General features: G+C 49.6%; 18 protein-coding genes. 14 read left to right on the top strand and 4 right to left on the bottom strand.

Annotation, left to right across the window (positions count from 1 at the left end):
• Positions 1-215 precede the first annotated feature (215 nt).
• On the bottom strand, positions 216-860 hold the full coding sequence (locus NE473_RS09265; RefSeq protein WP_055652471.1) for a superoxide dismutase: 645 nt from the start codon (positions 858-860) through the stop codon (positions 216-218).
• Between the two features lie 341 nt (positions 861-1,201).
• Positions 1,202-1,465, bottom strand: a complete 264-nt coding sequence (gene rpsT / locus NE473_RS09270; protein WP_022030915.1) for a 30S ribosomal protein S20 — start codon at positions 1,463-1,465, stop codon at positions 1,202-1,204.
• 266 nt (positions 1,466-1,731) lie between these two features.
• Here rpsT and gpr point away from each other — a divergent pair, with 266 nt between their 5' ends.
• The 4 genes from gpr (at position 1,732) to hemW (ending at position 7,357) form a co-directional block, all read left to right on the top strand.
• Positions 1,732-2,709, top strand: coding sequence for a GPR endopeptidase (gpr, locus tag NE473_RS09275; RefSeq protein WP_006777345.1), 978 nt, complete (start codon positions 1,732-1,734; stop codon positions 2,707-2,709).
• Between the two features lie 88 nt (positions 2,710-2,797).
• Positions 2,798-4,243: a stage II sporulation protein P gene (gene spoIIP / locus NE473_RS09280; RefSeq protein WP_055652472.1), complete on the top strand. Its 1,446-nt coding sequence runs from the start codon at positions 2,798-2,800 to the stop codon at positions 4,241-4,243.
• A 92-nt stretch (positions 4,244-4,335) separates the two neighbouring features.
• On the top strand, positions 4,336-6,150 hold the full coding sequence (lepA, locus tag NE473_RS09285) for a translation elongation factor 4 (RefSeq protein ID WP_022030918.1): 1,815 nt from the start codon (positions 4,336-4,338) through the stop codon (positions 6,148-6,150).
• The gene (hemW, locus tag NE473_RS09290; RefSeq protein WP_055652473.1) at positions 6,140-7,357 is read left to right on the top strand and encodes a radical SAM family heme chaperone HemW; all 1,218 of its coding nucleotides are present in this window, start codon (positions 6,140-6,142) and stop codon (positions 7,355-7,357) included. The genes lepA and hemW overlap by 11 nt, the downstream gene beginning before the upstream one ends.
• Before the next feature lie 118 nt (positions 7,358-7,475).
• Here hemW and NE473_RS09295 read toward each other — a convergent pair whose 3' ends face one another.
• Positions 7,476-8,204 (bottom strand): 3D domain-containing protein, encoded by a 729-nt coding sequence (locus NE473_RS09295; protein ID WP_022030920.1) that lies wholly within the window; start codon positions 8,202-8,204, stop codon positions 7,476-7,478.
• 529 nt (positions 8,205-8,733) lie between these two features.
• Between NE473_RS09295 and NE473_RS09300 the strand changes: the two genes are divergently transcribed.
• Positions 8,734-9,687, top strand: a complete 954-nt coding sequence (locus tag NE473_RS09300; RefSeq protein WP_155560753.1) for a transposase — start codon at positions 8,734-8,736, stop codon at positions 9,685-9,687.
• Between the two features lie 104 nt (positions 9,688-9,791).
• On the opposite strand, the gene NE473_RS09305 is transcribed toward NE473_RS09300, so the two are convergent.
• Positions 9,792-10,589 carry a 3D domain-containing protein gene (locus tag NE473_RS09305; RefSeq protein ID WP_055651779.1) on the bottom strand — a complete coding sequence of 266 codons (798 nt, stop codon included), beginning with the start codon at positions 10,587-10,589 and terminating at the stop codon, positions 9,792-9,794.
• Between the two features lie 312 nt (positions 10,590-10,901).
• On the opposite strand from NE473_RS09305, the gene hrcA reads away from it, so the two are divergent.
• From hrcA to NE473_RS09350, 9 genes are all read left to right on the top strand, one after another.
• On the top strand, positions 10,902-11,951 hold the full coding sequence (gene hrcA, locus NE473_RS09310; protein WP_022031836.1) for a heat-inducible transcriptional repressor HrcA: 1,050 nt from the start codon (positions 10,902-10,904) through the stop codon (positions 11,949-11,951).
• A gap of 11 nt (positions 11,952-11,962) precedes the next feature.
• The gene (grpE, locus tag NE473_RS09315) at positions 11,963-12,631 is read left to right on the top strand and encodes a nucleotide exchange factor GrpE (RefSeq protein WP_333492651.1); all 669 of its coding nucleotides are present in this window, start codon (positions 11,963-11,965) and stop codon (positions 12,629-12,631) included.
• 101 nt (positions 12,632-12,732) lie between these two features.
• Positions 12,733-14,604 (top strand): molecular chaperone DnaK, encoded by a 1,872-nt coding sequence (dnaK, locus tag NE473_RS09320; protein WP_256265215.1) that lies wholly within the window; start codon positions 12,733-12,735, stop codon positions 14,602-14,604.
• Between the two features lie 139 nt (positions 14,605-14,743).
• Entirely contained in the window at positions 14,744-15,883 is a 1,140-nt protein-coding gene (dnaJ, locus tag NE473_RS09325) for a molecular chaperone DnaJ (protein ID WP_022031838.1), read from the top strand.
• 218 nt (positions 15,884-16,101) lie between these two features.
• A complete protein-coding gene (locus NE473_RS09330) occupies positions 16,102-18,792 on the top strand; it encodes a diguanylate cyclase domain-containing protein (RefSeq protein WP_055651778.1) in 2,691 nt (896 codons plus the stop codon).
• Between the two features lie 22 nt (positions 18,793-18,814).
• Positions 18,815-19,384 carry a hypothetical protein gene (locus NE473_RS09335; protein WP_006773421.1) on the top strand — a complete coding sequence of 190 codons (570 nt, stop codon included), beginning with the start codon at positions 18,815-18,817 and terminating at the stop codon, positions 19,382-19,384.
• A 518-nt stretch (positions 19,385-19,902) separates the two neighbouring features.
• A complete protein-coding gene (locus NE473_RS09340) occupies positions 19,903-20,649 on the top strand; it encodes a sulfite exporter TauE/SafE family protein (protein ID WP_022031840.1) in 747 nt (248 codons plus the stop codon).
• Between the two features lie 9 nt (positions 20,650-20,658).
• On the top strand, positions 20,659-21,615 hold the full coding sequence (gene prmA / locus NE473_RS09345) for a 50S ribosomal protein L11 methyltransferase (protein WP_055651777.1): 957 nt from the start codon (positions 20,659-20,661) through the stop codon (positions 21,613-21,615).
• A gap of 9 nt (positions 21,616-21,624) precedes the next feature.
• A complete protein-coding gene (locus tag NE473_RS09350; protein ID WP_022031842.1) occupies positions 21,625-22,362 on the top strand; it encodes a 16S rRNA (uracil(1498)-N(3))-methyltransferase in 738 nt (245 codons plus the stop codon).
• The last annotated feature ends 13 nt before the right edge of the window (positions 22,363-22,375 follow it).

Consider the following 22,375-nt stretch of genomic DNA (forward strand, 5'->3'; position numbering starts at 1 on the left):
GAAGAGGCTATTGGTTTACCACACAAACGGTAGCGGTAAATATGGCAATGACAAAAGAAAGACTGATAAACAGAGGCTATTATGATTTAGCCACAGCCTATCAGTCCGTGCACGTCAACCGTTGAAACCGCCGTGTACCGAACGGTATGCACGGTGGTGTGAGAGGACGGGAGTTAATCACTCCCTCCTACTCGATTTATATCAAGCGCGAAACGTTACTCCATCTGAAAACATGCCAGATAACGCCGGCCTGCCTGCTCCCAGTTTATTACGCGGAATAAATCTTCGATATAGTCTGCTCTGACGTTATAGTGCTTTAAATAGTATGCGTGCTCCCAGACATCGATATTTAAGACAGGACACAATCCCAGTGGAAGCGGAGTATCCTGATTCCCGGTGGTGGTTATCATGAGGGAACCGTCTGCGGCGACAACCAGCCAGGCGTATCCGGAACCGAAAACGGATAATGCGGCCTCCTTCAGCTTCTTGAAAAAGGCATCAGGGCTTTCGAAGTCACTGCGGATGGCATCGGACAGAGCGCCGGATGGCCCTTGAGTGCCCGATGCGGGGGCCAGGCCGGCAAAGTAGAGCAGATGGTTGTAAACTCCGCCGCCGTTATTTCGAACCGCTGTCTGAATGGCCTCCGGAAGGCTGGCAATATTATAGAGAAGCTGTTCCAGTGTCCAGCTGTGAAAACGGGAATCATCGGCCAGCGCCCTGTTCAGATTATCAACATAAGTCTGAAGATGGCGGTCGTGATGGAGCTTCATGGTTTTTTCATCGATATAAGGCTCCAGCGCCTGATAAGCATATGGCAGTGGGGGATTGGTAAATGGATAATGATAAGTAAGATCAGTCAAGGGGAATTTCCTTATGCGCTTTTTTTATCATATGCAGGCGGGAAGAACGCCGTGAGAAGTGAAGTTCATTTTTAAAGGGCGGAGGAGGAGAAGGATAACCTCCGCCCCTGGGGGGATGAGCTGCAAAATACAACTCACTATAATAACGTATCTTGTTCGCGTTTGTGATGCAATATTTTGAAATGAACAATATGTTTCAAAATTAGAGCAAGAATGTGATAAAATATGTGAAATCCTTTCTTAAGTCCCGGAAACCGGAGGCGCCTCTGATAAGCAAAAAAATCCCGTTCAGTGGGTTAAGCTGAACGGGATTCCGAATTTGTATTATCGTCGTCTATAAATTAAGCCATTGCGTTAACAGCCTTAGAGATACGGGATACTTTTCTGGAAGCAGTATTCTTATGATATACTCCCTTAGTAGCAGCCTTATCGATCTCAGCGATTGCGCTTGTTAAACATGCCTGTGCAGCAGCCTTGTCACCGGCAGTAACAGCAGCCTCAACCTTCTTAATCGATGTTTTCACTCTGGATCTGATCGCTTTGTTTCTAGCAGCCTTAGTCTCGTTAACTAAAATTCTTTTTTTCGCGGATTTAATGTTAGCCAAATCTGTACACCTCCAATTTAAATGATATATGGTTATTCTTTGTTTTGCATCAAAGCCTGGACACGGACAGTTCAATGTAAACATACCTTAGTATTTTAACGAATAAAGCTTCCAATGTCAATACATAATTCCTGAATTTTTGCAGAAAATACCAGAGAACAGAAAGAAAACGGCGGTTCACGGCCTTGCAGGCACCGGACATCCGGCCGGACGAGACCAGATAGCAGGTGCGGCGGCACCGTGAACTGTAATGAAAGGTGAGAAATATGGAAAATACATTTGGGGTGCGGACAGACCTTGCGGTAGAAGAAACGGAAAGTTTTCCGGGAAACGGCGGAGAGATCAGCGGTGTATCTCTGAGAGAATGGCACCGTGCCGGCAGCCGGATCAAGATGACGGAAGTGAAGATACTGGATAAAAAGGGCGAAAAGGCCATGGGCAAACCGATGGGGTCCTATATTACACTGGAGGCCGATCAGTTGTCCAGAAAGGACGAAGATTACCACAGAGAGGTGTCGGAGGAACTGGCACGGCAGATCGGGAGGCTGCTGGAAGGAAAAAATTACAGAAGCTCCAGCTACCACGTTCTGGCCGTCGGTCTGGGCAACAGCTCGGTGACGCCGGATTCCCTGGGGCCAAGAGTGCTTCATAATCTGCAGGTTACGAGGCATTTGAAGGTGCAGTACGGCGATGAGTTCTGGAGTGGACGCAGCATGCCGGTTATCAGCGGTATTGTTCCGGGGGTCATGGCTCAGACCGGGATGGAAAGCGCCGAGATCTTAAAGGGAATTATCCATGAGACGAAGCCGGATCTGATTATCGCAATCGACGCCCTGGCGGCAAGAAGCGTAAAACGTCTGGGAACTACCATTCAGCTGACCGATACGGGGATCCACCCGGGTTCCGGCGTCGGTAACCACCGCCACAGCCTGACAGAGGAAAGCCTGGGGGTTCCGGTCATGGCCATCGGCGTTCCTACGGTGGTTGGCGCGGCAGCCATCGTGCACGATACGGTATCAGCCATGATCGGAGCCCTGTCAAAGAGTATGGAGACAAAAGGGATGGGGGATTTTGTGGGAAGCATGAGCTCCGACGAGCAGTACGACCTGATCCGGGAACTGCTGGAGCCGGAATTCGGCCCCCTTTATGTGACGCCGCCGGATATTGATGAGACGGTAAAACAGTTGAGTTATACCATTTCCGAGGGAATCCATCTCGCTTTTATGGGAGAGGAAGAGGAGTAAGGGGTAAACGGTGATTTTCCTGCATAGTATATAAGCGAGGGACTTTTTTCTTTCCGGGGCGCCGTGAAAGAAATGCAGGAAGGTGTTTATGAAGGAGAAGGGCGGAAGGATTAACTGGCTCATCAGACATATGATGCTTATAACCGGCCTGGTACTTGCCGTCCTCCTCCTGGTCAGGGGAGCGGCGGGAACCGGGCTGGCGGAGAGCAGGGAACGGCTTACAGCCCTGTTAAGCGGCCAGGCCGATGCCGGGCTGGAATGGATCTGGCGTATGAATTATCCGGCAGCAGGACACAATGACGAACGTGAGACAGAGGCGGAGAAGGCGGAAGAAGAAAGCATCAGTGGTTTTATCTGCCGGTTGATTTTCGGGCAGTCACCGCTGTACCGGTATCTGGGAAGGGAAGAGGACGGCGAACGTAACTACAGGGAAGAGGATCCGGCATTTGCCGGATATCTGGAAAGCGGAAAATTCTATGAAGAGCACCAGTATCTGATGTATGACGGCGGAGAAGAGACCGGAGCCGGTACCATGGAGCAGGCAGGCACGACGGTGATGGCTGCAGGCGGCAATGGAGCAGACGGAGGCGGAAACACCGGCGGACAGGGAACTGTGGCAGGCGGGAATGCAGAAAATGGCGCGATGGCGGGATCACCGGCTTCAGAGGCCGGTGCTGCAGGCGGCAGCGCCGATGCAAACGCGGCAGGCATTCCGCAAAAAAGCGAGAATATGACGTGTGCGGCCAGTGTTCTGCCGCTCATAGGAACCACATACAGAAAAGAACAGCTGGCTGACTACGACTATATGATGAAACATTTCTACAGCGTGCATACCTCGACGACCGCGGGGCGTGATCTGATGAAGGCGGATGAATTTCTGGCTAAGGATTTTACCCTGGAAGGAAAGAATGATAAACCGCAGATTTTAATTTACCATACCCATTCTCAGGAGGAATTTTCCGATTATGGACCTAATAATAAGGAAGCAACCGTAATCGGGATCGGAACTTATTTGACGGAGCTCTTAACGGCAAAGGGGTACAATGTGATCCATGACAAATCGGTCTACGATCTCCAGAACGGGAAGCTGGACCGGAATAAAGCGTATACATATGCCCTGGATGGGGTCACGAGGATTCTTCAGGAGAATCCTTCCATCGAGGTCATCCTGGATCTGCACCGGGATGGGGTCAATGAAAGCCTTCACATGGTCAATGAAGTGAATGGAAAGCCGACAGCTCCCATTATGTTTTTCAACGGCGTCAGCCAGACTCCCGAGGGACCGATTGAGTATCTGCCGAATCCGTACCGGAGTGACAATCTGGCCTTCAGCTTTCAGATGCAGTTAGATGCGGCAGCCTATTTTCCGGGCCTGACCAGGAAAATATATATTAAGGGGCTCCGTTATAACCTCCATCTCCGTCCGAGGTCCGTGCTGATTGAGGTCGGTGCACAGACAAATACTTACCAGGAAGCGCGAAATGCCATGGAGCCGCTGGCGGAAGTTCTGAATATGGTGTTGCAAGGGAATTAAAAAAATGGTATATTTTTAAAGCAGGAACATCATTGCTGTGTCATTTTGTATTTGTATCATCAACTGCAGAAAAATGGAAAAGAGGAAAGCAAATGGCAACTGTTGACCAGAGTAAAATTCGCAATTTTTGCATTATCGCCCATATTGATCATGGGAAGTCAACCCTTGCGGACAGAATCATAGAGAAGACCGGTCTTTTAACCAGCCGTGAAATGCAGGCCCAGGTTTTAGACAACATGGATTTGGAGCGGGAACGCGGGATCACCATTAAGGCCCAGACCGTCCGTACCGTATACAAGGCCGAAGATGGAGAAGAGTATATTTTCAATATGATCGATACGCCGGGCCATGTAGATTTTAACTATGAGGTGTCCCGGAGTCTGGCGGCCTGTGACGGCGCTGTTCTTGTGGTGGATTCCTCTCAGGGAATCGAAGCCCAGACGCTGGCCAATGTCTATCTGGCGCTGGATCATGATCTGGACGTATTTCCCGTACTGAATAAGATCGATTTGCCAAGTGCGGAGCCGGAACGTGTGGTGGGAGAGATTGAGGACGTCATCGGAATCGAAGCCCATGACGCACCGAGGATCTCGGCTAAGACCGGCGAGAATATTGAGGCGGTTTTAGAGGCGATCGTGAAGAAGATTCCGGCGCCCAAGGGAGATGCGGATGCGCCGCTTCAGGCGTTGATCTTCGACTCCCTGTATGATTCTTACAAAGGGGTAATCGTATTCTGCCGTATCATGGAAGGCCGTGTAAAAAAGGGAGTAAGAATCCGCATGATGGCGACCGGAGCGGTGGAAGAGGTGGTGGAAGTCGGGTATTTCGGCGCGGGCCAGTTTATCCCATGCGATGAACTGACCGCGGGTATGGTTGGTTACGTGACAGCCAGTATCAAGAACGTGAAGGATACCGCTGTGGGCGATACGATCACGGATGCGGACAATCCCTGTGATAAACCGCTTCCGGGGTATAAGAAAGTCACCTCCATGGTGTACTGCGGTATGTATCCGGCGGACGGCGCCAGATACAACGATTTGCGGGACGCGCTGGAGAAGCTTCAGCTGAATGACGCTTCCCTGTTCTTCGAGCCGGAGACGTCTCTGGCGCTGGGCTTCGGCTTCCGGTGCGGTTTTCTGGGACTTCTGCATCTGGAGGTCATTCAGGAACGTCTGGAGCGGGAGTATAACCTGGATCTGGTAACCACGGCCCCCAGTGTTATTTACCGGGTTTATAAGAAGAACGGTGAGATGATTCAGCTGACGAATCCGTCGAACCTCCCGGATCCGTCGGAAATCGAGTATATGGAAGAGCCTATCGTGAGCGCGGAAATCATGGTGACCACCGAGTTTGTGGGAGCGATTATGAAGCTGTGCCAGGAGAGGCGCGGCGTCTATCTCGGAATGGAATATATGGAGGCAACCCGCGCACTTTTGAAGTACGAGCTTCCTCTCAATGAGATTATCTATGATTTCTTTGACGCATTGAAGTCGCGTTCCAGAGGCTACGCCTCCTTCGACTATGACTTAAAGGGATATGAGCGTTCCGAACTGGTGAAGCTGGATATTCTGGTTAATAAAGAAGAAGTGGACGCACTGTCTTTCATTGTACATGCGGAATCCGCTTACGACCGGGGACGCAGGATGTGTGAAAAGCTGAAGGAGGAGATTCCGAGACAGCTGTTCGAGATTCCCATCCAGGCGGCCGTAGGAGGAAAGATCATTGCAAGAGAAACCGTCAAGGCCATGCGCAAGGATGTTCTTGCCAAGTGTTACGGCGGTGATATAACCCGTAAGAAAAAACTCCTTGAAAAGCAGAAGGAAGGTAAAAAACGTATGCGCCAGATTGGTAACGTAGAGATACCACAGAAGGCATTTATGAGCGTACTGAAGTTAGATGATGAATAAAAAGAAATTGGAAATCTATGTGCACATTCCTTTCTGTGCAAAGAAATGCGCCTATTGCGATTTTCTGTCGTTTCCGGGTAACATGCGGATGCGCCGGGAGTATACGGACAAGCTGCTGGAAGAGATACGAATTCAGAGCAGCTTTGTCCGGGAGTATCAGATTGATACCATTTTCCTGGGAGGGGGTACGCCTTCCATCCTGGATGCCGCTGATATTACGGCCATCATGGGGGCTCTGAAGGAGCACTATGACATTGCACCCGATGCAGAGGTCACGATCGAGGTCAATCCGGGTACGGTGAAGATGGAAGGCCTGGCTGCCTACCGGGAAGCCGGAATCAACCGTGTCAGCATGGGGCTTCAGTCGGCAGATGACACGGAACTCCGTTATTTGGGCAGGATTCACACCTATGACGAGTTTTTAAAGAGCTTCCAGAGGGTGCGCATGGCGGGATTTACGAATGTCAACGTGGATCTGATCTCCGCCATTCCGGGGCAGACTCCGGAGTCCTGGAGGAATACGCTGAAGAAGACGGCCATGCTGAAGCCGGAGCATATATCCGCCTACAGCCTGATCGTGGAGGAAGGAACACCGTATTACGACCGTTACGGCGGCCATGTGGAGATGGAAGGCTATGAGATGTCTCCGGAGGAACGCCGAATCTTAATGGCGCTTCCGGACCTTCCGGATGAGGACACGGAACGGGAAATGTATTACATGACCAGGAATTGTCTGGGTGAGCAGGGATATGAACGGTATGAGATATCCAATTATGCCAGACCGGGCTTCGAATGCCGCCATAATGTGGGATACTGGACCGGAACCGGATATCTGGGACTGGGACTGGGCGCCTCCTCCTATCTGGAGGGCTGCCGTTTCCATAATACGTCCGATTTCCAGAGCTACGTATCGGCCCATTTCGACGACGAAGCGGAATTCAATCAGACGCTGCGACAGGATTTTGAGCAGCTGAGCGTAAAGTCCAAGATGGAAGAGTTCATGTTTCTGGGACTCCGCCTGACCCGGGGCGTATCGGCAGAAGGCTTTATTACCCGGTTCGGACAGAGCATACGCAATGTCTACGGCGGTGTGATTGACAAGCTGGAGCGTGAGGGCCTGCTGGAACATAAAAACGGCTATTACCGTCTGACGGAGCGCGGACTCGATTTGAGTAATTATGCGATGAGTTTGTTTTTGCTGGATTGACGGAGGCGGATTTCGTGCCGGCCGGAAGGAACGATCAGGAGAATTGAAAAACCGCTGTCAGAATTGGATCTGTTCCAAATCTGACAGCGGTTTTAATTATTTTGGATGACTGCCCGTTTTACTGAACCAGGAATACCTCTGCACTTCTGGTACCATATGCCCTCGTCTCCCCATGGGTATTAAAGAAGATATCGATGTGGTTTCCCTTAACCGCACCGCCGCGGTCCTCTGCGGTATAGATCACGCCGTTAATCATGACCTTACTTCCGTAAGGAATGACTCTCGGGTCAACCGCGATGGTATGATTGGCGGAGGCGATGGCTCCCGTACTGGTATGGCGTCCCCAGCCCTCCGAACAGATGGAACATGGGCAGTAGCCGGTAGTTTTAAAGACACCGAGGGAACGGAGTGTCCCGGTGGTTCCGCCAGAGCCCATGGCCTGTATATCGCCGACACTGTGCACTTTCGGGTTGGAAAGCTTCATGCCGGACGCATAGGCCTCAACCAGATAGGAACCGTCTTCATACGTTTCCCACGGTACGGTCACTTCAAAACCGTAATTGCCGGTTCCGGTGCCTTTCCTTACCAGGTCTTCCCGGTAGTCGTCGGCAGGAGCCGTGTATTCAGCCTCTGTCTGGCCCGTGGCCTGGTTGGTGACTGTGACCTTAACCTCTACCGCGGAAGCCGGATCGGAGCTGTTCCAGGCCCAGCCACGGACGCTGTCACCTTCCACGCAATCGAGGACTCCGGGAGTCTGCCCTGCGAACGCCGGCAGGCTGGAGCCTAATAAAAATGTCATCATAAGTAAAGTTCCGAAGAACAGTTGGTTTCGTTTCAATCGTTTCATGTAATAAATACATCCTTTCTTTTTTACTGACTGTAACATATTTTAATATATAATAAATATATGTAACAGTTTTGTAATAAATGAGGTACAAGTACACATTTTACACTATTTTCCAAATTTGTCAAGGATATGAATAAAAAAAAAGACAGCGAGGGCTGGCTCAGATGTGGACTTTAATTAGGATTCAGGCGGGATTGCGGTGGCCTGGACGAGGGGAGACTAACAATTATTTTTCGTTTTTTTGTGAGATAATATTTATTTTTCTTGTGTTTTACTATTAAAAGTGGTATTATATAATAAAATTTGAAGTGAATCATTACGGCATGAAGTTATTTTGCTCGATCAGATTTTCTTAATTTCGGCACTTCGCCAATAGAATCCAAAATAAAGCAAAACTATTAAAAGTAAATAATAACAAAAGGAAGAGTAAAAAGAGCTCCAACACTTGTATTTTACGTAGATGCCCTCTATAATTATGGTATGGAATTCTTCTCTTCCTGCGTAAAATTGAAAGCGGGAGTACATGTGTATGGGAAAAAAGGATATTGCCCTGGCCAGATATTTTGAAGATGAGGACCGATATGCGGATCTGATTAACGGATACGTGTTTTCCGGGGAACAGGTGGTATCCGGCTCAGATATTTTAGAAAAAAATATCTTGGTGACCGGTGTTTTGGGGACAGTGAGAAAGTGGTTTGCAGTCCAGAAATACCGTGATGCGGTAAAGCGGGTAGTCATGGGGATGAACTTTGCGGTTATCGCTCTGGAGCATCAGGACCTGGTTCATTATGGGATGCCGGTCCGGGTCATGCTCGAGGATGCCGCCGGATACGACGAACAGATGCGGAGAATCCAGAAAAAGAATCGAAAGGCCAGGGGCCTGTCGAGAGGGGAGTTTCTCGGCGGTTTTCGGAAAGAAGACCGGTTAAACGCAATTTTTACCATCGTTCTGTACTACGGTGCAGAACCGTGGGATGGCGCAGGGGATCTGTATTCGCTTATTAATTTTAAGGAGATACCGGAAGGTCTGAAGAATCTGTTTAACAACTACAGGCTGCATGTTCTGGAGGTCAGACGTTTTAAAGATACCGATCTCTTTCGGACCGATCTGCGGGAAGTATTTGGGTTTATAGGGTTTTCCGGGGATAAGGAAGCAGAGCGCAGTTATGTGTTTGGACACCGGGAAAGCTTTGAGCAGCTGAGTGAAGATGCATACGATGTAATCACCGTGATGTCCGGATCGAAGGAACTGGAAGCAGTAAAGGAAACATACAGAGAGAAAGGGGAAAAAATCAACATGTGCGAAGCGATACGGGGAATGATTGAGGATGGAAGGCTAGAAGGAAAATTAGAGGCGGAGCAGATTGTGGCAAAAAATATGTATTTACGGGGTATGACAGAAGAGGATGTGGCAGGCTTGTGTGAGGAGGAGATTGAGTTGGTGAGAGGCTGGTTCCGGGAGTGGAAAAAGGTTGAGAATTGATATTCTGCTATGAAAAAAGAGAGATTCCTGATTGTGTATGAGGAGTCTCTCTTTTTTATCTTATTTTAAAACCGCATGCCATACGGAATGGTCATTGATGCCTGTTATTCAATTGCCTGAAATACTTCCTGTTTTTTTACTCCATAGGCCAGTGCTTCCTGGTGGCTGGAGAAGTAGAGATCCACGGTATGGCCGTCTACGCTGCTCCCGATATCCTCCACGGTATAAACCGTTTCGCCGATTATCACCTTTGTTCCAAGGGGAAGTACTGTGATATCTGCGGATATGGTGTGATTTGGCTGCGGCACGGTACCGGAATAGGTGAGACCGCTGCCGCCGGAACATTTGCTGCAGCTGCAGTATCCGGTGGTCTTGAAGATCCCGAGGGATTCCCCTTTTTTATAGCCTTCAAAGGTTTGTTCCGCCGGTATTTCTTCTTTTTTCGGAATTCCCGGGCCGATTTCCTCGCCGGAGCTCTCCGTTTTCTTTAAGACTTCTGATGACGGTTTGTATTCCATGGCGCCGGTAAGAAGTGTTTTTTTATCTCCGGACACCAGAAAGGCTTCCACTTTACAGGCAGTTCCGCCCAGTTCCTGCCAGTTGATCTTATAGTCAAAGACACGGCGGCCGTCCCCAGTGGAATTTCCCGCCTCATCGCTGTAGCTTTCTTCCGGTACTGTAATGACCTTTGCAGCTTCGCTATTCCCGTCTTTGTAGATATGCAGTTCAACCACTGCTGCTTCGCCGGAATCCGCATCATTCTTCAGCCACCCTGTGATATGAGTTCCATCCACGGCTGTGAGGGCGCCCTTTTCCTCGGCGGCAGCAGTCATGGATAAAAACAGGGTACAGAGGAGCGTCACGCACAGCATAAGAAGAACCTTACCTGATTTCTTTTTCATGATTTACCTCGCAATATCATGATTTTTCCATATTAATATGATGGAAAAACCGTTGTTATGGTGTATCAATTTTCATTATATTACAAAAATGTTAAATGTCAAGGAAATCCTGTCAATACGTTTGTAACATTTGTCTTATTTTGGTAAAACACTTTATGATTTATAAAGAAGAAGTTCACAGAAAATTCTCAAAAAATTTTCAATCGAATGTATTGACAAACGAGGGAAAAAAGAATATATTATGAAATGAAGATGTTAGCACTCCCAAACGTTGAGTGCTAACAGGAAGACTCAGAAAGGAAGTGTGGCGGGTTGAATGATAAGGACCAGTTAGACGGCCGAAAGATTACGATCTTGAAGGCCATCATAAAAACGTACTTAGAAACCGGCGAACCGGTTGGCTCCAGAACTATTTCCAAGTACACCGATTTGAATTTGAGTTCAGCCACGATCCGGAATGAGATGTCTGATCTGGAGGAGCTGGGATACATTGTACAGCCGCATACGTCGGCCGGGCGGATTCCCTCTGATAAGGGATACCGCTTTTATGTGGATCAGATCATGCAGGAGAAAGAAGAAGAGGTTACTGAAATCAAGGACCTGATGCTAAAGCGTGTGGACCGGGTCGAGCTTCTGTTAAAGCAGATGGCGAGAATCCTGGCGCAGAACACGAATTACGCGGCTTTGATCAGCGCCCCCCAGTATCACAGAAACAAGCTGAAGTTCATCCAGCTGTCCAGGGTTGATGATGGAAAGCTTCTGGTGGTCATCGTTGTAGAAGGGAATATGATTAAGAACACCATGATCCCCATCAGCCAGCAGTTAAGCGATGAAGGGCTTTTGAATCTTAACATTCTTCTTAATAATGCCTTAAACGGGCTGACCATAGAGGAAATCAATCTGGACGTAATCAGCAGATTAAAGGAGCAGGCCGGCATACACAGCGAGGTGGTCGACCGGGTACTCAATGAGGTTGCAGAAGCAATCCGGGCAGATGACGATGATTTGCAGATTTACACCAGCGGTGCCACGAACATTTTCAAGTATCCGGAGTTGAGCGACGGAGAGATGGCAAGCCGGCTGATCGGTACGCTGGAACAGAAAGAACTCCTTCAGGAGCTGGTCGATGATGTGAACAGTTCAGAGAGCAGTTCGGGAATTCAGGTCTATATCGGCGAGGAAGCGCCGGTGCAGACGATGAGGGACTGCAGCATCGTGACAGCGAATTACGAGCTGGGCGAGGGCTTGAGAGGAACGATCGGTATCATCGGTCCGAAGCGTATGGACTATGAAAAGGTTTTGAATACGCTGCGGAATCTCATGACGCAGCTGGATTCGATCCTGAAAAAAGATGAAAGGTGAAGGGAAGAACAGTGAGCAGCGAAGAGACGAGAATAGAAGAGGAACTGGCAGAAGAGGCCATGAAGGCAGAAGACACCGGTTCCGTTAACGAAGAAATAGAAAAAGGCGAAACAGAAGCCGCGGAAACCGAAGCGTGTGCCGAAGATGCCGCCGATGAGAAATCCGGAGATGAGGAGCCTGCAGAAGAAAAGCAGGCGGAACCGGAGAAGAAAGGATTCTTTGGAAAGAAAAAAGAGAAAAAAGATCCGAAGGATGCCAAGATTGAAGAACTGACCGACCGTCTGCAGCGGAATATGGCCGAGTTCGATAATTATAGAAAGAGAACAGAGAAAGAAAAATCTGCCATGTTTGAAATCGGCGCCAGAGATATCATTGAAAAGATACTTCCGGTTGTCGACAATTTCGAGAGAGGCCTTGCAGCCGTTCCGGAGGAGGATAAGGGCACTCCGTTTGCAGAAGGAATGGAAAAAATATATAAACAGCTTATGAAGACGCTGGAAGACACCGGTGTAAAGCCGATCGAAGCGGTGGGTCAGCCATTCGACCCGAATTTCCACAATGCTGTGATGCATATTGATGATGAGTCCCTTGGCGAGAATACGGTTGCCATGGAACTCCAAAAGGGCTACACCTACCGTGATACCGTGGTGAGACATTCCATGGTTCAGGTAGCAAACTGACTGTGAGCACTGAACGGGATCCTTTCAAGTTTCGTGCGAACACATCGTTATAAACCGTTTTATTAAAAATGAGAGAAAAGACAATATAGGAGGAAAAAACTATGGGCAAGATTATTGGTATTGACTTAGGTACTACTAACAGCTGTGTGGCTGTTATGGAAGGTGGAAAACCGGTTGTTATTCCGAACAGCGAGGGTGTGAGAACAACACCATCGATCGTGGCATTTACAAAAAATGGTGAGAGACTGGTTGGCGAGCCTGCAAAGCGTCAGGCGGTTACCAATGCGGACAGAACCATCTCTTCCATTAAGAGACATATGGGTACAGACTATAAGGTAGCGATTGACGGAAAGAATTATACGCCGCAGGAGATTTCCGCCATGATTCTGCAGAAGTTAAAAGCAGATGCAGAGGCTTATTTAGGTGAGAAGGTGACCGAGGCTGTTATCACGGTTCCTGCATACTTCAACGACGCGCAGCGTCAGGCAACCAAGGACGCAGGCAAGATTGCCGGCCTTGATGTAAAGCGTATCATCAACGAGCCGACGGCGGCAGCGCTGGCATACGGCCTTGACAATGAAAAAGAGCAGAAGATCATGGTATACGATTTAGGCGGCGGTACATTCGATGTTTCCATCATCGAAATCGGCGACGGCGTTATCGAAGTACTTTCCACAAACGGCGATACCCGTCTGGGCGGCGATGATTTCGACAACCGCATCATCCAGTGGATGGTAGACGAATTCAAGAAGACAGAGGGCGTAGACTTATCCGGCGACAAGATGGCTATGCAGAGATTAAAAGAAGCTGCAGAGAAGGCGAAGAAGGAATTATCTTCCTCCACAACCACCAACATCAACTTACCGTTCATTACTGCTACGGCAGAAGGCCCGAAGCATCTCGATATGAACTTAACAAGAGCAAAATTTGACGAGCTGACACTGGATCTGATCGAGCGCACGGCTGTTCCGGTACAGAATGCATTAAGAGATGCCGGAATCACCGCTTCCGAGCTTGGAAAAGTTCTGCTGGTAGGCGGTTCCACCCGTATGCTGGCAGCTCAGGAAAAAGTAAAACAGTTAACAGGAAAAGAACCGTCCAAGACCTTAAATCCGGATGAGTGTGTGGCAATCGGTGCCAGCATCCAGGGCGGTAAGCTGGCAGGCGATGCCGGCGCAGGCGACATTCTTCTTCTGGACGTTACTCCACTGTCCTTATCCATCGAGACTATGGGCGGCGTAGCGACAAGACTGATTGAGAGAAACACCACAATCCCGACAAAGAAGAGCCAGATCTTCTCCACAGCGGCAGACAACCAGACAGCGGTTGATATTCACGTTGTACAGGGCGAGAGACAGTTCGCCAGAGACAACAAGACGCTGGGCCAGTTCCGTTTAGACGGAATTCCGCCTGCAAGAAGAGGCGTTCCGCAGATCGAGGTTACCTTTGATATCGATGCCAACGGTATCGTAAACGTATCCGCAAAGGATCTTGGAACAGGCAAGGAACAGCACATCACCATCACTTCCGGCTCCAACATGTCCGATGATGATATCGATAAGGCAGTAAAAGAAGCGGCTGAATTCGAGGCTCAGGATAAGAAGCGCAAGGAAGGCATCGATGCGAGAAACGACGCCGACTCCATGGTATTCCAGACAGAGAAGGCTTTACAGGAAGTTGGCGATAAGATTGACGCCAATGACAAGGCTGCCGTGGAAGCTGATTTGAACGCTTTAAAAGAAGCTATTAACAGAGCTCCGATTGAAGAGATGACAGACGCTCAGATCGAAGATATTAAGGCAGGCAAAGAGAAGCTGATGAACAGCGCTCAGGCACTGTTTGCAAAAGTATATGAGGCTGCCCAGGGTTCTGCAGGTGCCGGCCCTGATATGGGCGCCGGTGCGGGGAATGCCGGCGGCGGAGCTTCCTATCAGGACAGCGATGTAGTTGACGGAGACTACAAAGAGGTGTAAGATAGTCTGGTCAGCCCGCAGGGCTTTGGAAAAAGTGTTGTAGTGATACAGCACTTTTTCCGCAGTTTTCCTATCTGGCTGTCCGGCAGACATGAATGGCCGGTGCCAGGCAAAGCGATGAGTGAAAGGTAGACCTAAGATGGCAGAAAAGAGAGATTATTATGAAGTCCTCGGCATTCCCAAAGACGCAGACGACGCGGCGATTAAGAAGGCCTACAGGGCATTAGCAAAAAAATACCATCCTGATACGAACCCCGGCGACGCTGCCGCGGCGGAGAAGTTTAAAGAAGCATCCGAAGCGTACAGCGTGCTCAGTGATCCGGATAAGAGACGTCAGTACGACCAGTTTGGTTCCGCGGCGTTTGACGGAAGCGGCGGACCGGGCGGATTCGGCGGTTTCGATTTTAACGGCGCGGATATGGGAGATATCTTTGGCGATATCTTCGGAGATATCTTTGGCGGCGGCCGATCCAGAAGCAGTGCCCGTTATAATGGACCATCGAGGGGCGCCAATGTCAGGACCAGTGTCCGGATCACATTTGAGGATGCGATTTTCGGATGTGAAAAAGAGATTGAACTCAATTATAAAGAAGAGTGTGCGTCATGTCACGGAAGCGGGGCGAAGGCGGGCACTTCACCCGTTACCTGTCCGAAATGTAACGGAAAAGGAAAGATCATGTATACCCAGCAGTCTTTCTTCGGTCAGGTACAGAATGTCCAGACGTGTCCGGACTGCGGCGGAACAGGCCGCATCATAAAAGAAAAATGTCCGGATTGTTACGGAACCGGATATATCACGAAGCGTAAGAAGTTTAAGGTTACGATTCCTGCGGGCATCGATAACGGGCAGAGCGTGCGTCTGGCCGGAGCAGGTGAACCGGGAACCAATGGCGGAGAGCGGGGCGACTTACTGGTTGAGGCCGTAGTTTCCGGCCATCCCATCTTCAAGCGCCAGGATACCAGCATATTCTCCACCGTGCCGATTTCCTTCACCAGGGCGGCGCTGGGCGGTCCGATCCGCATTAAGACGGTGGACGGAGACGTGGAATACGAAGTAAAACCCGGAACCCAGACAGACACCAAGGTCCGCTTAAAGGGCAAGGGTGTTCCGTCTCTGCGAAATAAAGCGGTCCGCGGCGATCATTATGTTACACTGGTGGTTCAGGTGCCGGAGCGTATGAATGAGGCTCAGAAGGAGGCGCTGCGCAGATTCGATGAGGCGATGGGCGGCGACAGCTCTGAAGGCGAGAAGCACAGAAAAAAAGGTATTTTTAAATAACAGTCATATAAAAGGCCGTTATCAGGCAGTAAAATCCTGATGGCGGCCTTTTCATTTACTGATAATTCCTGTAAAAATACATGATTCCTTATTATTATATGGAATACACAAAATATAATTGGTTTTATCTTGTAAAAAACAGTGAAAACCAGTAAAATAGAAATCAATATACGAAGCATGTCTGTTTCGGTTTTGGGGAAATCCGGAAAGGATAAGGGATGACAGAAGAGCGGCAGGTTATAGAGTTTGTCAGGCGGTTTCACCAGACTTGCCTGGAACAGCAGGATGTTGAACAGATCGGTCAGATGCTTTCTGACGATATTGAATGGACTGGTGCGGGAATCTACAATAGAATAAAGGGACGGGAGAATATCCTGAACGCTTATGCAGCGAATCAGAACAGTGATCTCCATGAATATCAGATTCTGAATGCGGATTACACGGCATCTGCTCTTGCCGGACATATCTATTCCTTTTCAGGAAGCTGCTATGTCAGATGCAGGCGGAAGCAGCAGGAGGATGGAGAACGCGTGGTGCGTGTGTCGGGGATCTGCCGTTTTGAGGACGGAGCCGGATACATGATGAGACTTCATCATTCTCTTCCAAACCGCGCATGGGAGTCTGATCTGCAGCACATGACACAGGAGGAGGTGTGGGCTCTCCGGAGCCTGGTTGGCCTGCAGTCCAAAGAGCTGGAGGAGAAAAATTCCAACCTGGACGCACTGATTCAGAATATTCCCGGAGGCGTTATCTGCTGCAGGGATGATGCAGATCTGGAACTGATCTTCTACAGCGACGGTTTTTTAAAGATGTTCGGCTACACAAGAGATGAGATGGAGACAATCTTTGAAAATAAATTCAGCCGTATGATCGTGCCGGAGGATCTTAAGAGCACCCGTCTTGAGGTGATACGCCAGATGAAGAACGGGAACACCAAGGAAATCGAATACCGTGTGATCTGCAGGGATGGAAATTATCTTGTCATTCAGGACAGGGGCCAGCTGGTCATGCGGGACGGCCAGCCCGTTTTTTACTGTATTCTGATAGATATTACAGAGCGCAGAAAGGCCGATGAAGAGCTGAAGATGAGTCTGGAGCGGTATCAGATTATCCTGAATCAGGCGACAGACATCATATTCGAGTGGGATATTAAGAGTGATACGCTGACCTGTTCCCCGAACTGGGTTAAAAAATTTGGCTATCAGGCGGTGAGCGATCACATATCGGAAAAGATATTAAAACGGGGCAATCTGCACAGTGATGACGAGAAAGTATTCATACAGATGCAGAAGGAGGTCCTTCTGGGATCCCCCTATGGGGAAAATGAGATCAGACTGGCTGCAAAGGATGGCCGCTACATCTGGTGCAGGGTGCGGTACACTCTGCAGACAGACCAGGAGAAGCGGCCGGCCCGGGCGATTGGGCTGATTGCAGACATCGACAGGGAGAAGCGGGAAAAGGAACGGCTGCTGGAGCTGGCGGAACAGGATTCGCTGACCGGCCTCTACAACCGGGGGGCGGTTCAGACGCTGATACAGCGGTATGTGGTAAAAGCACGGCCGTCAGACCGCTGCGTTTTGATGATTCTCGATGTGGATAACTTTAAGAAAGTCAATGATATATACGGCCATCTGAGCGGTGATGCGATGTTAGTTGATATTGCAGACATGCTTCGCAGGCTGTTTCCGGAAAATGCGGTGCTGGCGAGAGTCGGCGGTGATGAGTTTGCGGTTCTCCTGTACCATGTGAAAACCATGGAGGAGGCGGCGGAGAAAGCGGACCAAATTCTCAAAAGCTTCCGGTCAATCTTGAAGCAGCAGAATGATATGATATCCTGCTCGATCGGTATTTCCACTGCGCCGGAAAATGGCGATAATTTTGCTAGCATCTATAAAAATGCCGATGCAGCCCTCTATCAGGCAAAGAGGCAGGGGAAAAACAGATATGCTTTCTATGCGGAGACGCTGGAGGACGTGATTCAGCCGGAGAGCCAGACTGATGTGGCTGAAGCGGCGGTGATGGATCAGAAACTGGCAGACCAGAACCTGACAGGTTATGTGCTGGATATCCTAAGCCGATCCCACAGCATGGAGAAATCGATCAACCAGCTGCTGGAGATCGTTGGGAGACAGGTGGATGTGTCCCGTGTTTATATTTTCGAAGACGACGAGGATGGAAGCATCTCATCCAACACCTTTGAGTGGTGCAAAGAGGGGATCCAGCCGGAAAAGGAGAACCTGCAGAGCATAGACATGGATTCTCTTGATCATTACTACGATAATTTCAGTGAAGAAGGGATCTTTTTCTGCAGGGATGTCAGTACGCTTCTGACACATCAGCGCATGCTGCTGGAAAGTCAGGGGATTAAGTCGGTGCTTCAGTGCAGAATCATGGACCAGGGAAAGCCGAGGGGCTTCATTGGTTTCGATGAATGTACGGAAAACCGGTACTGGACCGGCAGCCAGATCCGGCTGCTTCAGACGATTTCCAGGATTCTCGGTATCTTTTTGATGAAGGAAAGAGCCCAGGAACGTCTCTGCAGGGCGATGAACGGATTTTCCGCGGCGCTGGAGGAGCAGCGGGACTGGTTCTATATTCTCGATATGGAGACGTGTGAGTTTCTCTACACCAGCAAAAAGGTGCAGGAGCGGGATCCTCAGGCGGTAAACGGCGGCGTCTGTTACCGGGCATTTTTTGGAGCCGACCGGATGTGCGAGGGCTGTCCCATGCTTCTTCTGGATTCTGTCAGAACCAGTGCATCGAGCCTCGTCTGGAACCGGAATATGAACTGCTACGTGCATACGCGTGCCCAGTCAGTGCTGTGGCCGGGGGAAAAAGAGGCGTGCATGATCAGCTGCCGCATTGTGGAGGGGCTGGAAAAGCAGAGAGAAGAATTAGAACGTAATTAGTACATAATCTGGAGGAAGAAAGATGAGAAAAATAAGAAAATTCGTTTTGACGGCAGCACTGGCATGCTGCACGGTTCTGTGGTTTTCCATGGCAGCATTTGCGGATAATGCCCAGGAAGTGCGGGATTTTCCGGGATTTAACGGTTCCGGATCGAAGCAGACCGGACCGATCGAGGGAAGCATTTCCTATGACTGCTGGTATGATGAGGACGACAGCGATGACGATAACAGCGGACCGGGAGCCTATACCTATAAAAGGGGATGGCGCTACAGCCCGGGCGGCTGGTGGTTCCAGAACAGTGACGGAAGCTGGCCGTCCAACGGGTGGAAGTATATCGACGGAAGATGGTATATGTTTGACGGCGGCGGCCACATGATGACCGGATGGTATACCGATGGAAACGGATATAAATTTTATTTAAATCCAACCGACGACGGAACGATGGGGTCCATGAGAATCGGGTGGCAGATTATTGACGGAAAAGCGTACTATTTTAACACGATGTCCGATGGAACTCTGGGACGGCTCCTTGTAAATACAACGACGCCGGATGGATATCATGTGGGTACAGACGGTATCATGGCTCAATAAAGGGAACACGGAGGGCGGAGCTCCGGGAACCCCTGGAGCCTGACAGATCAGAAAATAGTTCGAGGATAGAAAAAGGCTGAACCTGCTTGCCGCGGGTTCAGCCTTTTTCATTTCGATTACAAACTCTAATTGCCGTTAGATTGTAATATGTGAAAATGCGCTCTGTATCCGGTCCCTCATGACTCGGGGCGAGTGTGATGTGGTGTAATGCATCAAGGAATTTCGTTTTTCTTGATATGTTTGCCCTTTGTTATCAGTATGGAACAGAAGTGATTTTCATCCGTTCAATAGATTAATGCATCAGCAAAAGGTTTTATTGCATCTATTTCAAAATTTTTTAAAATTTTTTTCTGAATCTGTTGTTTTAAAGATTCCAGGATGAAAATGACCGGAATCATGGATTCGCGGGATTCTGAAAAAAGCGATAAACGTTGCGGTTGCAAGCCCATGAAATCTATGCTATGATATCATGTGGTTTATTTCCGTCTTCTACAGACGAGAGAAAGGAAACAGTGAAAATGCACCAGTATCTGATTGTATGTCCGCTGGTATTTTTGGCCGGCTTTGTGGACTCCATTGCCGGGGGCGGCGGACTGATTTCGCTTCCCGCTTATTTAGCCGCAGGCGTTCCGCCTCATCTGGCGCTGGGGACGAATAAGATGGGATCGACCATGGGAACTGTGATATCCACAGCAAGATTTGCGAAAAGCGGATTTATTAAATGGAAGTTATCCTTATTTGCTGCGGCCTGTGCGATCGTTGGTTCCATCATCGGTTCCAATTTATCCCTGCTGGCAAGTGAGAAATTTCTGAAAGGAATGATGTTATTTGCCCTGCCGGTTGTGGCGTTCTATGTTTTGAAAAACAAAGATATGGGTGATAATAAAGATACAGGCAGCCTCCCGGAGAAGAAGATGCTGGCCGTCAGCATGGCTGCGGCGCTTTTAATCGGTACATATGACGGCTTTTACGGTCCGGGGACAGGAACATTCCTGCTTCTGGTTTTAACGGGAGCTGCCAAAATGGATTTGAGAACCGCGTCCGGCACGACGAAGGTGGTCAATCTCTCCTCCAACATCGCGGCGCTGGTGACCTTTTTGATCAATGGAAAGGTTCTGCTTCCGTTAGGCGTAACGGCAGGGGTTTTCTGTATCGCAGGCCATTATATCGGCTCCGGGCTGGTGGTTAAGAGCGGCCGGAAGATTGTAAGGCCGGTGGTTCTGGTGGTGATTATGTGTCTCTTTGTAAAAATTGTGAAAGGATAAGGGATCGTTATGAAGTGGAAAAAATTTACGCTGAAGACCACGACACAGGCCGTGGATTTAGTCAGCAGCATGTTTGACGAGATTGGAATCGAGGGGATCGAGATTGAGGATAATATTCCGCTGACCGCGGAGGAGACGAAGGGAATGTTCATTGACATCCTTCCGGAGCTGCCTCCAGACGAAGGCGTGGCCTTTGTCAGCTTCTATCTCGATGACAGCCAGGACGTGGCCGGTATTCTGGAGCGTGTGGAAGAAGGGCTTAACGACCTGTCCATGTTTACGGATTTAGGAGAGCGCACCATCACCGAAAGCGAGACGGAGGATAAGGACTGGATCAATAACTGGAAGCAGTATTTTAAACCGTTTACCGTAGACGATATCCTGATCAAGCCAACCTGGGAGGAGATTCCGGAGGAGCATAAGGACAAGCTCCTGATTCAGATCGATCCGGGTACGGCCTTTGGCACGGGACAGCATGAGACGACCCAGCTGTGTATCCGTCAGCTCCGCAAATACGTGACTCCCGAGACGGTTCTTCTCGACGTGGGAACGGGAAGCGGAATCCTTGGAATCACAGCCTTAAAGCTTGGTGCAAACACCGTGTTCGGTACGGATCTCGACGAGAACGCCATTACAGCGGTGGGAGAAAATCTGGAGGCAAACGGGATCAGTGGAGAGAGCTTTACGGTTCTCCAGGGAAATATCATTGATGATAAGGCGGTACAGGACGCGGCCGGCTATGAAAAGTACGATATCGCCGTGGCCAATATTCTGGCGGATGTCATTATCATGCTTCAGAGGGAGATTCCGGTACACTTGAAGAAGGGCGGCATTTTCATTACCTCAGGCATCATTAACATGAATGAAGAGGCAGTGAGAGCGGCATTTGCGGCCAACGACGCGTTTGAAGTGATCGAGGTGACGTATCAGGGAGAGTGGCTGTCAGTTACGGCCAGGAAGAAATAGGGAAGAGCGATGTATCATTTTTTCGTAAATCAGGAGCAGATCGGACAGGATACCGTCACGGTGACCGGCCCGGATGTGAACCATATAAAAAATGTGCTGCGCATGAAGCCGGGAGAAGAGGTTCTGATCAGCAACGGTGTGGATAAAGATTATGTATGCAGGCTTCAGACGATTACTTCGGATGCTGTGACTGCGGAGATTGTTACCGTTACGGAAGGCGGGACGGAGCTGCCTGCTAAGTTCTATTTATTTCAGGGGCTCCCGAAGAGTGACAAGATGGAGTTCCTCATCCAGAAGGCGGTGGAGCTGGGCGTTTACCAGGTAATTCCTGTGGAGACGAGGCGTACTGTGGTAAAGCTGGACGCAAAGAAGGAAGAGGCAAAGGTGCGCAGATGGAACGCAGTCTCAGAGAGTGCGGCGAAGCAGTCAAAGCGGCTGATAATTCCGGAGGTGACCGGTGTGATGACGTTTCAGGAAGCGCTTAACTATGCGGGCGGATTTGATAAAAATATCATTCCGTTCGAGCATGCGGAAGGGATGGCGGATACAAAGGCGTATTTTGCCGGAATCCGGCCGGGGATGAGCTGCGGGATCTTCATCGGTCCGGAAGGCGGTTTTGAGGATGAAGAGATATCCCGGGCATCGGAAGCCGGCGTAAAGCCGGTGACACTCGGAAAAAGGATTCTGCGCACGGAGACTGCCGGGCTTGCGGTGCTGTCCGTCTTAATGTTTCAGATGGAGAGCTGACAAAGAGGAGAAA

The sequence above is a fragment of the Hungatella sp. SL.1.14 genome (assembly GCF_024460495.1).
Taxonomy (GTDB): domain Bacteria; phylum Bacillota; class Clostridia; order Lachnospirales; family Lachnospiraceae; genus Hungatella; species Hungatella hathewayi.